The sequence below is a fragment of the Marinobacterium lacunae genome (assembly GCF_000705555.1).
GTDB lineage: Bacteria > Pseudomonadota > Gammaproteobacteria > Pseudomonadales > Balneatricaceae > Marinobacterium_D > Marinobacterium_D lacunae.
In genome coordinates this window covers 36,768-50,274 of sequence record NZ_JMQN01000040.1, presented here as the reverse complement: position 1 = coordinate 50,274, position 13,507 = coordinate 36,768, and the positions used below count along the sequence as shown (strand labels likewise).

Annotated in this window: 10 protein-coding genes and 1 riboswitch; of the genes, 3 read left to right on the top strand and 7 right to left on the bottom strand. The window is 56.3% G+C overall.

Features of this window, described 5'->3' with window-relative positions:
• Positions 1-20: 20 nt before the first annotated feature.
• The 3 genes from ADIMK_RS12795 to ADIMK_RS12785 are packed head-to-tail and all read right to left on the bottom strand — an operon-like array spanning position 21 to position 3,317.
• The gene (locus tag ADIMK_RS12795) at positions 21-1,388 is read right to left on the bottom strand and encodes a sigma 54-interacting transcriptional regulator (protein ID WP_036188769.1); all 1,368 of its coding nucleotides are present in this window, start codon (positions 1,386-1,388) and stop codon (positions 21-23) included.
• Positions 1,385-1,876, bottom strand: coding sequence for a hypothetical protein (locus ADIMK_RS12790; protein WP_036188766.1), 492 nt, complete (start codon positions 1,874-1,876; stop codon positions 1,385-1,387). The genes ADIMK_RS12795 and ADIMK_RS12790 overlap by 4 nt, the downstream gene beginning before the upstream one ends.
• Positions 1,869-3,317 (bottom strand): sensor histidine kinase, encoded by a 1,449-nt coding sequence (locus ADIMK_RS12785; protein ID WP_036188764.1) that lies wholly within the window; start codon positions 3,315-3,317, stop codon positions 1,869-1,871. The genes ADIMK_RS12790 and ADIMK_RS12785 overlap by 8 nt, the downstream gene beginning before the upstream one ends.
• A 339-nt stretch (positions 3,318-3,656) precedes the next feature.
• On the opposite strand from ADIMK_RS12785, the gene ADIMK_RS12780 reads away from it, so the two are divergent.
• Entirely contained in the window at positions 3,657-3,944 is a 288-nt protein-coding gene (locus tag ADIMK_RS12780; RefSeq protein WP_036188762.1) for an EF-hand domain-containing protein, read from the top strand.
• Between the two features lie 188 nt (positions 3,945-4,132).
• Here ADIMK_RS12780 and ADIMK_RS12775 read toward each other — a convergent pair whose 3' ends face one another.
• Complete coding sequence (locus ADIMK_RS12775; RefSeq protein ID WP_036188760.1) at positions 4,133-5,455, bottom strand: alkaline phosphatase PhoX; 1,323 nt, start codon at positions 5,453-5,455, stop codon at positions 4,133-4,135.
• A 357-nt stretch (positions 5,456-5,812) separates the two neighbouring features.
• Positions 5,813-5,888: riboswitch (cyclic di-GMP riboswitch) on the top strand.
• A gap of 151 nt (positions 5,889-6,039) precedes the next feature.
• Here ADIMK_RS12775 and ADIMK_RS12770 point away from each other — a divergent pair.
• Positions 6,040-7,308: an HDOD domain-containing protein gene (locus tag ADIMK_RS12770; RefSeq protein WP_036188758.1), complete on the top strand. Its 1,269-nt coding sequence runs from the start codon at positions 6,040-6,042 to the stop codon at positions 7,306-7,308.
• Between the two features lie 500 nt (positions 7,309-7,808).
• Positions 7,809-10,082, top strand: a complete 2,274-nt coding sequence (gene ggpS / locus ADIMK_RS12765) for a glucosylglycerol-phosphate synthase (protein WP_036188756.1) — start codon at positions 7,809-7,811, stop codon at positions 10,080-10,082.
• A 17-nt stretch (positions 10,083-10,099) separates the two neighbouring features.
• Here the strand turns inward: ggpS and ADIMK_RS12760 are convergent, their stop codons facing one another.
• From ADIMK_RS12760 to ADIMK_RS12750, 3 genes are read right to left on the bottom strand one after another with little or no spacing between them, the layout of a single operon-like run.
• Positions 10,100-11,479, bottom strand: a complete 1,380-nt coding sequence (locus tag ADIMK_RS12760; RefSeq protein ID WP_036188754.1) for a sensor histidine kinase — start codon at positions 11,477-11,479, stop codon at positions 10,100-10,102.
• Between the two features lies 1 nt (position 11,480).
• Entirely contained in the window at positions 11,481-12,149 is a 669-nt protein-coding gene (locus tag ADIMK_RS12755; protein WP_036188752.1) for a response regulator, read from the bottom strand.
• A gap of 57 nt (positions 12,150-12,206) precedes the next feature.
• A complete protein-coding gene (locus ADIMK_RS12750) occupies positions 12,207-13,427 on the bottom strand; it encodes a multidrug effflux MFS transporter (RefSeq protein ID WP_051692924.1) in 1,221 nt (406 codons plus the stop codon).
• Between the last annotated feature and the right edge of the window lie 80 nt (positions 13,428-13,507).

Below are 13,507 nucleotides of genomic sequence, written 5' to 3'. Positions count from 1 at the left end.
GCGGTTGGCTTGCCCTTCTCTCAGCTTTCCTCTACCTGCTTGAACATACCCGGTGTCAGGTGATTACGCTGTAATAAACGATAGAACTCGGTACGGTTGCGCCCGGCAAGGCGTGCCGCTTCTGTGACCTGTCCATTGGTAATCTTCAGCAGCTGTACCAGATAGTCACGTTCAAACTGTTGCTTGGCTTCGGCATAGGTATGGATGCCGGTTGGTTTCTCATGCAGTGCACGCGATACCAGAGAGGCGGGCACCAGCGCCGTGGTACATAGCACGCAGCATTGCTCCACCACGTTAAGCAGTTGGCGCACGTTGCCGGGCCATTCATAGCCCACCAGTCTTTCAAGCGCTTCCGGCGTGAAGTCCTGGGCGCGGTGGGGGTGTTTTTCACGTAGCTGGCCGAGGAAGTGGCGTGCCAGCAAGGGGATATCTTCCGGGCGTTGGCGCAACGGCGGGAGGGTCAGCGTGACCACATTCAGCCGGTAGTAGAGATCTTCTCGGAAGTCGCCGGCGGCAATGGCCGTTTCAAGGTTACGGTGAGTCGCCGAGACAATACGAACGTCCACGGGAATTGACTGGCTCGCCCCCACTGGTCTTATCTCCCGGTCCTGAAGCACACGCAGAAGTTTCGCCTGCAGCGCTAAGGGCATGTCGCCAATTTCGTCGAGAAATACGGTACCGCCGGAACCGGTCTGGAATAGCCCTTTATGGGCTGATGTGGCACCGGTAAAGGCCCCCTTGGCATGCCCAAATAACTCGGATTCGAGCAGCTGTTCGGGGATGGCAGCACAGTTTATCGCCACCAGAGGTTTTGTATGTCTGGGGCTTGCCATATGCAGTGCACGGGCCAGCACCTCTTTGCCGGTGCCCGATGGGCCCTGAATCAATACACTGGCTTCGCTGGCTGCCACCAGCTCGGCCTCAGCCAACAGTGCCTCCATGGTTTGACTTGCGGTGATGATACCGGCTCGCCAGGGGGCGTTCGTATTGCTTTCGGTTGCGTGCTCGTCACTGCCCGGAGCATTCAGGGCGCGCTCTAGCAGCTCCAGCAGGGCCTTGTCGTCGAAGGGTTTGGTCAGATACCCGAACAGTCCGCGCTGAGTGGCTTTTACGGCATCGGGGATCGTGCCGTGCGCGGTGAGCAGGATAACCGGCAGAGTCGGGTCCTGATGATGTATCTGCTCAAACAGTTCCATACCGTCCATGCCGTGCATGCGCAGATCGGTCACGATCGCCCCCGGACGGCTAACGGCGATACGTGCCAGTGCTTGTTCGGCGCTACCGGCGGTTTCGACCAGATAACCGGCCGCGCGCAGGCGGATGGAGAGCAGCTGCAACAGGCTGCTGTCATCGTCGACCAGCAGTACCGAGCGTCGTGCACTGTTCATGGCGTTTGCTCCTGTTTTACCGCTCCCGGTTCCAACTCTTCTTCCAGACCTTTAAGTAACTCGATTTTGGTTTTGTATTCGCGGGTCTCACGCTGTTGTTGACGTAGGCGTTGGACCAGCCTGAGATGCTCGGTATAGAGCCCGATTAACTGCTTGTGCTGGATGTCCAGACGCTGTTCCTGTTCCAGTGTTTCCAGTATCTGCTGCGCTTGCACCAGTTCTGCATCGCTGGCGTTGCTGCGCCCGAGCAAGCACGCCCGCTCGAATCGACTGCGCAGAGCTCTGGCCGGTTGTTTTTCCAACGCCTGTTGCTTGTGCCGCAACTGCTGCGCGCTTAAGTGGTCATTTGCCGCCAGACAGCCGAGCATCTCTTCTACAGTCGGATTGTCTGAGGGAATCGCATCGGGTACCGCCGACTGCTTAACGGCGGGGTAGGTGCAACCGCCCAGCATCAAAAGCATGAGCAGTGGCATAAAACGTTTAATCACGGTGTGAGCCCTCCTGTGCATAGGGCAGCCTGACGCGGAAACAGGCACCGTCGTTGTATGTCGGCACCAGCGTAAGCTGCCCATCCTGCTGTTCAATGTGGGCCTTTGCGATGGCCAGACCCAAACCGCTGCTCTTAAGAGCGCCTCGGGGCTGCTGGGTTCCCTTGAAAAAGGGCTGGAACAGCTGCGCGGCCTGATCATCCGGTATGCCCGGCCCCTGATCGCAGACATCAATCTCGACATAACCTGGCGCTTGGGTCACCCGTATCTCGACGGTGCCGTTGTCCGGACTGAATCGGATCGCGTTGCCCAGAAGGTTCTCCAGCGCAATGGCGAGTCGGCTGCGGTCGGCGTCTATCTGAAGAGCCGGGATCTGCTGAATACAGTTGAGGGATTTGCTGCGGATCGGAAGATCGAAACGGGCACAGACCTCATCAATCAGGTCCTGTAGATCGAAGCGACTGGTGGACAGGCTCGGGGCGCTGACCGCTTCATTATACCTAAGCAGATCCTCAATGCGCTGGCGCAGATCCCGGGTGCTCCCGTGCATGATCTCCACGACTTCCCGCTGCTGACCGTTCAAAGACCCGGTCACTTCATCTCGGAGCAGCGCAACCGCTTCCATCAGGCTGGTCAGGGGGGTCTTGAGTTCGTGGGACACCTCTCTGAAGAAGCTGAGCTTGTGCTCTTCGAGCTCTTGCAGGCGGTGTCGCAGCCAGTCCAGCTGCTCACCAAGATAGACGAGATCTTTAGGGCCGCGGACGGTGCTGGGGGTATCGAGGTCGTTCTGCCCAAGGCGACGGATAGTGGCGGCCAACTGCCGTACGGGGCGGCTGAGCAGCCATGAAAGAGCGCCAGAGAGCATGAGCGAGAGTAGTATCATCGCCAGTGCCAGCGTGATCATCGTGGCTTGAATGCGGTCGGCCGTCTGGTTCATGCCGGTTACCTGCTCACGGATGACCTGCGTCGCGGCATCGCTAAGGCTGGCTGTCGCGGCGTCCAGCTGTTCGAAGTCGTGTTTGTAGGATTCAAACACATCGGTTGCCGGGGCATTTTCCAATCGCGCATACAGTGCTCGCTCCAGTGCACCGAGCTCGGTCAGCTGCTGTTGCTGGCTCTCGCTCCAGGGCATAGGTTCAAGCAGGGCCAATGTCTCCTGAAACCGGTTGTGAGCCCGCAAGAGCCTCTCTTTCAACGTGGGGTCTTCGAGTACAAAGAATTGCCCGGCGGCGCGTTTAAGTGCCATTTCAACTTCACCCAACTGTCGGCTCGCCTGGGTAATATCCGCGCTTACATTGACTGAGCGGCGCCCCTCCAGCGCCATCTGTTCAAGTGCTCGGGTCATGCCGACGATGCCACCCAAGAGGGGAAGGGCTACAAGCACGAAACCGAACAGCAGCAGTGCGGAAAAGGAGGGGGGAAGGGAGAACGGCAGCTTCATGAGGTGATGTTGTCCATAACGCAGGAATAGGTTCGACGCGAATCGGTTTTGCTTACAGAACCTCAACTCGGGGATAGGTTCCCTGTCGCAGATGAGTTCTCGTCATTGTATTTTGGCCCTGTTGTTGTGGGGCGACAGCTTTTGATCTTATAAAACAATGACTTATGTTTATTGCTGGGTATCGCGTCGCCGTGAGGCGACAGGGGGAGGTTGATGTCCGGCGGGCTTTGATGCGGATTTGTTTTTATGTGTTTGATTATTAACTGGTTTTTTATGGTTGGCACGTGACCTGCTTTATTCGGGGTGCATACACAATTTTATTGATCACAGGAGAGTGTCATGAAAAAACTGAATTTTGTCGCTGCAGCAGGTCTCGCAACGTCCATGATGGTATCCGGTTTGGCGTTCGCGGCAGAAACAGAAACGTCTACTTTCGATGTGCTGGATCAGAACCAGGATGGTCAGCTGAGCGCAGAAGAGGTGAGTAGCCACCCGCAGCTGAGCGAGAATCTGTCGGTCGTTGATGCTGATAAGAGCGGTACCATTGACCGTGCTGAGTTCAGCGCTTTCGAACCGGTACTGGAAAAAAGCGAAGCAGCGCCTGAAGCCGAAGGTAGCGCTAACTGATTCAACCGATAGAAAGGCACCGCCCATGAGCGGTGCCTTTTAACGGTGTAAAAGAATTCCGGGTCTGACGGCGTCGCCCTGTCGATTGCCGCTGATTGGTGCCAAGGTCTCGGTCACCAATCAGCGGTTTGTAGAGTTTGAAGGGGGCTCTCAATCGTCAGGGGACATTGTCGGACCCGGTCAACCCTTCAGTGCTTGTTGCCCTTGCTTACTTTCTTGATAGCCCAGGTACCGTCGCCGTCTTCATGCTTTGAGTGCTGAATGTTGACGAACAGTGTATCCGGGTCCTGCCCAAAGTAGATGCCGGTGCCTTCGGCCTTATCATCGGTCAGAGATGCGAACAGCTTGACCCAATCCGCCGCGCCAGAGCCTTTACGCCCAGGCTGAGCGATCCAGATATCAGACGGGCTGTTGTCTTCGATGATGACCAGTTTACCGTCCGGTGTTTTCGCCAGATTGTCCGGATTATCGAATCCGGTCGCTGAGCCGCTTTCAACATCGACATTGACGCCGGGTTTTACGAAGTCGGTCACCCTCATGCTGTCCAGGTTTACCGCGACAACACGTCCGTCGTAGTTTTGCGAACCGTTAGTGTAGGTGCCTTCGGTGATCGCGGCATACAGTGTGGTACCGATGATCTGCAGATCTTCCGGACGGTTATAGCGGGCGCCTCCGACAGCGGTGCCATCGCGGCGTGCCATCATCGGGTCGATAGGGCCAGCCCATTCAGCCTGACCGAGGAACTCGTCATCTACGCTGTCCACCTTAAGGACATACAGGTTGCCTGAGCTCAAATCGCCATAGGTATCGGGGACAAATTTGTAGATGCCACCGCCTTCGCCATCGCGCTGACCACGGTATTCATCGACAACGTAGATGTTACCCTCTTCATCGACTTCGATACCCTCATGGGCCAGTCGTCCGACTTCAGGGCGATCAAAGATTGTTGCCTGGGTTGGCAGGCCTTCATCGTTATAGTCGAAGACTACTTCAAAGAGTCGCCCGCCCGTGGTTTCTTCCGCGAACAGCAGGGTGCCCCAAGGTGTCCAGCGAATACCGTCGAGAGCTGTGTAACCATCGTAACCGACGGTATCAGGATTATCGGCCTTCTGCGCGAGCACGATCTGCTGCCCGGTTTTCAGATCCACCATCGACAGGGCACCGCCATCTTCGTGGCCACGGACTTCATGAGTACGAAACAGGAATCGACCGGCGTGTGGGCCATTTTCATTCACGGTATTCATGTCGTGCCAGTCGTCTTCGCCGTCGTCGTAGATATTCAGGCCGTTACCGCCCCACATATCGCTCTTCTCGCCCGATACCAGGTATTGCTCGAAGCCTTGGGGGATAAGCCAGGGCGCTTGTGGATCGTTAGTGGTGTTGTAAGCAGAACCGCTAATCGGTTTGAAACCGAAGGGACCTGTAGTGCTATCGTTACCGGCAAGTGCAGATGTGCAGAACGGGCCGATGAGCGCCAAAGCTGCTCCGGCGAAGATGCGTTTTTTCGACATGTTTCGAGTCCTCGTATTCGTGGGTAGGGGTACACGGATAAGGCCCGGCAGCAGAGGGGATGGGGGCCAGAGGACAGTCTCGAATCAATGTTTTGCAGTTAAAGAACAGTTAAATTACGGTGTTGTGATAGTTATATAACAGTTCAGATAATAGGTCGTTTTTTGTAATTAAGCGTCGTCTATTGGTGACGGTTTTATATTGTGGCTTTATGCGGGCGCATAATAACCTTCTTACCGCCGGTAAATACTTGACAGCCGTCACATCCAGAGCAAGGATTGTCTATAATTCATACAACGTTATGCTATAGTTCAACCGATAGGGCTTATGGCCCAGTTTGTTACGTTTTTAAGATCCTTTCTCGATAATGGCAAACCCCGAGTAATTGGGGGACGCAAAGCCACAGATCCCGCGAGGGATGGCTGGGCCGTCGAAGGAGAGTGAGCTTGCAAGTCCACGACTTCTGAGGATCTTGAGTATGCCGTATTGCACAGGCGGCGCTCAGAACTTCTATTCGCTCTGAGCGTCTTTTGATTACCGGTGTGGCATTGTTTAAAACGCCACGGAATAAAAAGACAGGCGCATTATGAACAGGGCAGACTCAGGCGGACCTGCAAAGTCCGACCCGCTGAAAATTCTATTTATCGATCCGCATTCCGCATTCGTCACCTGGGCCAGTGGTCTGGTGCAGTATGGCTGCAACTGGAAGGTTGATCGGACGGATGATGCAAGAGCTGCGTTAAGCATGCTTGAGCAAACCGGTTACGATGCCGTTATTGTTGCTGCGCTGAGCAGTTTCGAGCGGGAGATCGGTATTCTGCGGCAGGTTGCATCGGCCAAACCCAAAACGGCCCGTATTCTGCTGTCTCCGCCGCTCAGTGCCGCGAACCTTGCCAAGGCACTGGATGTCGTTCACCGTAATATCTTTCAGGGCAGCAGCATCGAAGAGATCGTGCATTCTGTCGAGCAGACGGTCAGCGTAACCCGTCAGCTGTATCGCGATAAGGTGGTGCGCTCATTTGCCGCCTTCCGCCAGCTTCCCTCTCCCCCAGCTATTTATCATGAGCTGAGCCGCGCCCTCAGCAGTGACCGTACCAGCACTCGCGATATCAGTGCGATTGTCGAGCGTGATCCTGCCCTGGCCGCGCGTATCATTCGCCTGGTGAACTCAAGCTACTTTGGTTTGACTCGCCATATCTCCAACCTGAACGAAGCCGTCACCCTGTTAGGCGTGCGCACGGTGCGTGGTCTTGCACTGGCAGGACACCTCAATGCGCACTATCCGGAAGCCTCAGCATGGAAGGTGTTTTCATTCGACCAAATGAACCAGCGTGCTCTGAGCGTTGCGCGTCTGGCTCAGGAGATTTGCAGCCCCTACGGCAAAGGGCAGGCGCTCAAGGATCAGGCGTTTCTCGCCGGATTACTGCTTGATATTGGTATGCTGATGTTGGCGGCGGAACAGGGGCAGGGCTATCTGAAGGTAATCAAATACGCTGCGCGCAAGAAGCTGCCACTGCATGTGGTTGAGCGCATGGCGTATGGGGTTACACATGCAGAACTCGGTGCGTATTTGCTCAACATGTGGAATCTTGCTCCGCAGGTTGTCGAAGCGGTACTGATGCACCATGAGCCTGATGAATCCGTAGGCAATACCTTCACACCGCTCAGTGCTGTTCATATCGCGGATTCTCTGTTGCCCAGTATCGAAAACGAGTTCGAGCTGGATCTGACTGCTACGCTGAGCGACAGCTACATCGAACGTATCGATGCCAAGCAGTACCTGCCCAGCTGGAAGATGGTGGCGAATGGATACCGTCTGAGAATGCGCGAGTCAGAGCGAGCACGTAGCGCCTGAAAGCCACAGGATTGACCCGTCTCTACAGCGCCCGAAAGGTTAACGCCTTTCGGGCGCTGGTCTGATAATTGCTTAATATTGAGTAGTGCATACACCTCTCGTGTGTGCCTGAGCAAATCAGGAGGCGACTTCAGCGGTTGTCATGGCATTCCCCCATCAGGGCGGATATGCATGCATCAACCGGGATGAACGCGGCTGGTCGTTGTCGGACGGTCGGTACGCAATCATGTTATGTGTTTGTTTATAAATAATATTTTATTCAAGCGTTCCCTACCTATACTGGCTTGGCCGGTAGTCCCCACTAGACCTGATCCCCGCGCTTCATACCTGATACTTCTCCTCTCTTTAATCCGCTTTGCAAAATCTCAATGTGTTGTCTCTGTGCACAGTGTTGGTGCATGCAGATCTGACACGCCCGCGTTTGAGAGCCAGTGCCGGCTGATACATCGCCGTTGGTGTTCAAACGCAGAATTGAGCTTGCCGAAACAGGAGCCAAAACCATGATTCTAGCCACCGACCTTGACGGTACCTTTCTTGGCGGCAGTGCTGAGAACCGATCTCGCCTTTATCAACTGATCAACGCCCACCCGGGAATACGGCTTGTCTTTGTTACCGGACGCGGGCTTGAGGCAGTCATGCCGTTGTTGTCCGATCCCAGCATTCCCGAGCCTGAATTTATCATTTGCGATGTCGGTGCGACGGTTGTCGATGGCAGCACCTTGCAGCCGGTGTCTGAATTGCTCGAAGAGATCGAGGAGCTGTGGCCTGGCGAAATCGCTATTGTTGAAGCGATGGCGCGTTTCGAGACGATCAAACGGCAGGAGGTGCCTCAGGCCCGACGTTGCTCCTGGTATTGCGACCCCGATGCCGTGACCGATGAGATACGCAAGGTGGCGGATGAGCTGGGGTGCGATCTGCTGTACTCGGCTGGCTACTACCTGGATTTTCTCCCCAAGGGCACCAACAAAGGCGCAACGCTGGCACGGTTGATCGACTATATGGGCGAGCATATCGACGATGTGCTGACCGCTGGCGATACGCTGAATGATCTGTCGATGCTGGATGGGCGCTTCAAGGGCGTCTGCGTGGGCGACTCGGAAGGGGGGCTGCTGGAGGCCACGAATAAGAGCGCGCGCGTATTGCATGCAGAGGAGCCGGGCTGTGGCGGCATTCTTGAGGCGATGAGCCATTTTGGCTTTCTCGGCCCGAGAGGTGTCGCCCATGAGGGGCAGGACAGTGCCAAGCCGGGTACATCCGATCTTGTGATGGTCTACCACCGTTTACCGTATGAAGAGGTAAGAGAGCGGGGCAAGGTGCGTCGTCAGCCGCATAGCTCACCCAATGGCATACTGCCGACACTGCTCAGCTTTTTTGCCGACGGCACCCGCGGCGCCTGGATCGCCTGGAGCATTGATGATGGCACGGAAGAGCCGTTTGTCACCCATACCAGTGTCGATAACGCGGCCTATCCTAATCTGATCTGCTCACGTGTGGCCCTGAGCAAGGACGACGTGGATATCTTCTACAAGCGTTTTTCAAAAGAAGCGTTCTGGCCGATGCTCCACACCTTTTGGGAGCGTGCCGAGTTCAGGGAGGAGCACTGGGAGGTGTTCTGCGATGTGAACCGCAAATTTGCCGAGAAGGCGGCCGAGGAAGCGGCGCATGGGGCTCTGGTCTGGATTCACGATTACAACCTCTGGATGGTGCCGGCGTATCTACGTGAGCGCCGCCCCGATCTGCGAATCGCATTCTTCCACCATACCCACTTTCCGTCAGCCGACATCTTTAACGTGGTGCCCTGGCGACGTGAAATCGTCGGCAGCCTGTTGCAGTGCGATTACGTGGGCTTTCATATTCCGCGTCAGGTCGAGAACTTTGTTGATGTGGTACGCGGTGTTGTGCCGTTTAAGGTTCAGGAGCGGCAGAACTGTGCGCCGCGTTTTCTGACCTATGGCTGTGCGGCGGGCCTCGGTGAGATGACGGTCGAGATCGAGACTGATCAGCGCACCATTCGTCTGGGGGCCAATCCGGTTGGGCTGGATATCGAGCGCATGAAACAGGCCCTTGCTTCGCGGGCGGCCCAGAAGCAGACCCGTCTGTTGCAAGATGAACTGGGTAGTGAGCGACGGGTGATACTGTCGGTCGAGCGGCTCGATTATACCAAGGGGGTGTTGCAGAAGCTGGTCGCCTACGAGCGTCTGCTGGAGCAGCATCCGGAGCTGCATAACGATGTCACGCTGGTTATTATCTGTGTACCGGCCGCGCGTGAAATAAAGGTCTACCGCGACCTGATTGCCGATATAGAGCAGGCGGTGGGGCGCATAAACGGGCGCTTTGCGCAGGTGGGGTGGACGCCGGTCAATTACTACTATCGCGGCTTCCCGCTTCAGCAGCTTGTCAGCTTTTATGAGCGTGCCGATGTCATGTGGATCACGCCCCTGCGTGATGGGCTCAATCTGGTGGCCAAGGAGTATGTGGCCACTCAGGGGTTGAGTCATTGCATGGGGCGTCTGGTGCTCTCCGAGTTCACCGGAGCGGCGGCGGAGCTGCATGGGGCCTTGCTGACCAACCCGCATGATACTCAGGATCTGGTGGAGCGCTGCTATCAGGCGTTGATTATGCCGCCCAACGAGGCGTCAACGCGTATGCGTGAATTGTTCGATATTGTCAGCTATTACGATATTCGCCGCTGGGGGGAGGAGTTTATCGCCAACGCGCGGTATGTTGATCAATCGCGTGCCGAACCTGTTGCCGATGCGCTCGAACTGGCTTGAGCATCATGTTTTAGCGCTTAGTCAGCGGCAGCGGCGGCTGCTCCTGGACAGATCAGCTCGGCACACAGCCCTTGGGGCGCGAGGGGTGTGTCGCTGAGCTCGACGCGATAACCGGTCCGTTCGCAGATCTCTTGAACGATCGACAGGCCGATGCCGCAACCGTCGCTGTCTTGTCCGGCTGCGCGATAGAAACGGTCGAATACACGTAGCTTTTGTTCGTCGTCGAGGCCGGGGCCCGTATCACAGATACGTACGTGCAGATCGCCTTTCTGCTGTACAACTTCGATCTGTACCCGGCCGCCGTCCGGGGTATAGCGCAACGCGTTATCAAGGAGGTTGCGCAGCAGTATATCGACGCAATCTGGGGTTACGCGGGCATGTATGGGGTGGGCCGGACTCAGGCTGACCTCCAGTTTGCGTGCACGGATCATCCTGCGCTGGTCCTGAAGAAGCCCGTCAAGCGCTGCATGCATATCCACTAGCTCGAAGTGGCTCTGACGCTCACCGCTCTCCAGTCGACTGAGCGTCAGCAGCTGATTAACCATGTGACTGAGGCGGTCTACGCCGCTGATAATCTGCTGCTGAGTGACCAGGTTGTCCGCATCGTTCAAAAGCAGATTCTGGGCCTGAATGCGGATGCCGGCCAGAGGCGTGCGCAACTCGTGCGCGGCATTACTGGTAAAGCGTTTTTGTTGCTGAAGCGAACGCTCCAGGGCTTTCATCAGTCGGTTAATCGAGTAGACGACACCGACGATCTCTTTGGGGGCAGAGCTGATATCGATCGGGTCCAGATATTCAGGGCCCCGGCGGTAGAGCTCACTCGATACCCGGCCAAGAGGCTTGAGCCCCCGGCGTACGATCAGCCAGATCAGGATCCAAAGCAACGGAATGATCAGCAGCAACGGCTGTATATTGTGCTTGTTGATCTCCTCGGCGATCTCCTCGCGGATCTCCATATCCTGACCGACCTTGATCCACAGCCCGCTGTCGGAGTGCAGCATGAAGGTGCGCCAGCGGCGATCATGTTCATAGCCATAGCCTGGACGGTTATCCCAGTTCAGTACCGCGCTATCGTCGCTGTTGCCCAGCAGTGGTCGGCCCTTGTCGTCCCATATCTGAAATGCGAGCTTCTTCTCGTAACGGTGGCCCAGATCGCTGCTTTCTGTTTGCTGGGTGGCCACCTGTTCCGGCAGGTGAATGCGCAGCGCCGTGTCATCTTCATCCTGATTAATAAACAGCGACTCCATGACACGCGCAGCCTGAGCAAGCTCGGCGTCGTAGACCTCTTCCGTTTCGTAGAGAATGTCCAGGTAACTCGCCAGATAGCCGCCACTGAGCAGCAGCGTCGTCGCAAGTGTCAGGGCAATAATCAGGTACTGGGCGATGGAGCGTTTCATCTTATCGACTCTCCGGCGTCACCAGACGGTAGCCGATGCCGCGCACGGTGCCGATCAGTTCGCGGCCGAATTTACGGCGCAGGTGGTGCACATGTACCTCAATGGTGTTGCTCTCGATCTCCTCATCCCAGCTGTAGAGGTGATCGATGATCGCTTCGCGGCTGAAGACCCTGCCGGGGCTGGAAGCGAGCAGCGTCAGCAGTTGATACTCATGGCGATTGAGCGGCACCTCCTGACCAGAGAGCTCGACACGATGATGGCTGGGGATGATCTCAATGTTGCCAAGTGTAATAGTCGGCGTCGCAATGCCGCTGCTACGCCGGACGAGCGCGCGCAGGCGGGCCATCAGTTCGTCGATATCAAAGGGCTTGGCGAGGAAGTCGTCGGCACCGGTGTCGAGGCCCTTTACCCGTTCGCTGATGCCGTCTCGCGCTGTCAGAATCAGCACTGGGAGCTGCTGGCCGTTATTGCGTAGGGTTCTGAGCAGTTCGATGCCGTCCTGATCAGGCAGGCCGAGGTCCAAAACTAAAACGTCAAAGTCCGAGCTGCGAAGTGCTGCCTGCGCCTCGGCAGCGGTGGTGACCCACTCCGCTGGAACCTTGTGTTGTTTAAGTGCGTTATGCAGCCCCTGACCGAGCAGGGGATCATCTTCAACGAGCAGTGCCTTCATCGCTTAAAGCATCCATGAAACGATGCGTCAGTCTAACTCGATTTGCTTAAAGAAGTCTTAATTGCGCGCGGCCGATTCGGGCTGCGGGCCCAGCTGTAGCAGCAGGCGCAGCGCTGGAGCCAGTAACGCGCAGGCAAACATCACCAGCGCCATCGGCAGTGGGGTGCCGTCATACAGCGTACCGACAAGCGAACCGGAAAATGCACCAAACGCGAAGCCGCACGCCCCCATCAGCGCGGTTGCCGTCGCACTGTTGGTGGGAAACAGATCGGTAATGCCGGCCATGGAGTTGGCGTTTACCAATCCGTGGCAGCCAAAGAACAATATGACCAACGGTATAAAAAACTGGAGCTGTATCGTCTCAGACAGGAATACGTAACCGAACAGCACTGCGCCGGCCGCGGCCTGAATCAGTTGTCCGGCCAATAGCAGTGAACGTGGATTGTGGCTACCTAAAAGCTGGATATTGACCTTATTCATTAGCACCAGGGCGATCACATTGACGCCGAACGCCAGTGGATAGGTGGATTCGCTCAGTTCGAAATATCCCATATAGACCGATGGTGAGCCGGTAATGAACGCGAACAGGCTGCCATAACCGAAACAGGCCGAGAACAGATAGCCCAGTGCGTGACGGTTGCGCAGTACCATCCAGTAACGGCGCAAGGCGCTGGGCCTGTTGGTTTGAATCTGGCGGGTCTCCGGCAGTACGCGGTAGATGACAATAGCGAGAACGCAGCTGTAGACCAGCAGTAATCCAAAGATCATCTGCCAGTTCAGAATCTGCAGAATCAAACTGCCGAGTACGGGGGCCAGCAGTGGCGCCAGCATCAGGATCACCGCCATCTGGGACATGGTGCGGGCACTCTCGCTCCCACTTGAGAGGTCACGTACGATCGCCGGTGTATTGACCACGGTTATCCCGCCGCCTAGTGCTTGTATCACCCTAAAAAACCAGAGCCACTCGATTGATGGTGTAAAGGTGATTGCCAGCGAGCCGGTGATGAACAGGCTCAAGCCAAAGAATATGCCGATACGGCGGCCAAAATGATCGGAGAAGGGGCCGCCGAAAAGCTGTCCGAGTGAAAAACCGGCCAGAAAGAAACTGATCGAAAGCTCAACATCAGGAATCGGGCGGCCGAGGGCCTTCGCTATTGTGGGGATTGCCGGCAGATAGGCGTCAGTGGCAAGCGGCGCCAGTGCCGTCAGGGCCGCCAATAGAAAGACGAATCCAGGAATGGCTAGACCTGTATTATTGGTAAGGGCTTTGGATTCCATATAAGGTGTCGCTCCGTTAACGCCGAATACACTGAGTCAGCTTGTTTAGGCACTCAGTCGGCAGGTCAAGACTTCAGGTC

Coding starts and splice junctions, on each gene's coding strand:
- ADIMK_RS12795 (WP_036188769.1), bottom strand. CDS start 1,388: ATGAACAGTGCACGACGCTCGGTACTGCTGGTCGACGATGACAGCAGC.
- ADIMK_RS12785 (WP_036188764.1), bottom strand. CDS start 3,317: ATGAAGCTGCCGTTCTCCCTTCCCCCCTCCTTTTCCGCACTGCTGCTG.
- ADIMK_RS12780 (WP_036188762.1), top strand. CDS start 3,657: ATGAAAAAACTGAATTTTGTCGCTGCAGCAGGTCTCGCAACGTCCATG.
- ADIMK_RS12775 (WP_036188760.1), bottom strand. CDS start 5,455: ATGTCGAAAAAACGCATCTTCGCCGGAGCAGCTTTGGCGCTCATCGGC.
- ADIMK_RS12770 (WP_036188758.1), top strand. CDS start 6,040: ATGAACAGGGCAGACTCAGGCGGACCTGCAAAGTCCGACCCGCTGAAA.
- ggpS (WP_036188756.1), top strand. CDS start 7,809: ATGATTCTAGCCACCGACCTTGACGGTACCTTTCTTGGCGGCAGTGCT.
- ADIMK_RS12760 (WP_036188754.1), bottom strand. CDS start 11,479: ATGAAACGCTCCATCGCCCAGTACCTGATTATTGCCCTGACACTTGCG.
- ADIMK_RS12755 (WP_036188752.1), bottom strand. CDS start 12,149: ATGAAGGCACTGCTCGTTGAAGATGATCCCCTGCTCGGTCAGGGGCTG.
- ADIMK_RS12750 (WP_051692924.1), bottom strand. CDS start 13,427: ATGGAATCCAAAGCCCTTACCAATAATACAGGTCTAGCCATTCCTGGA.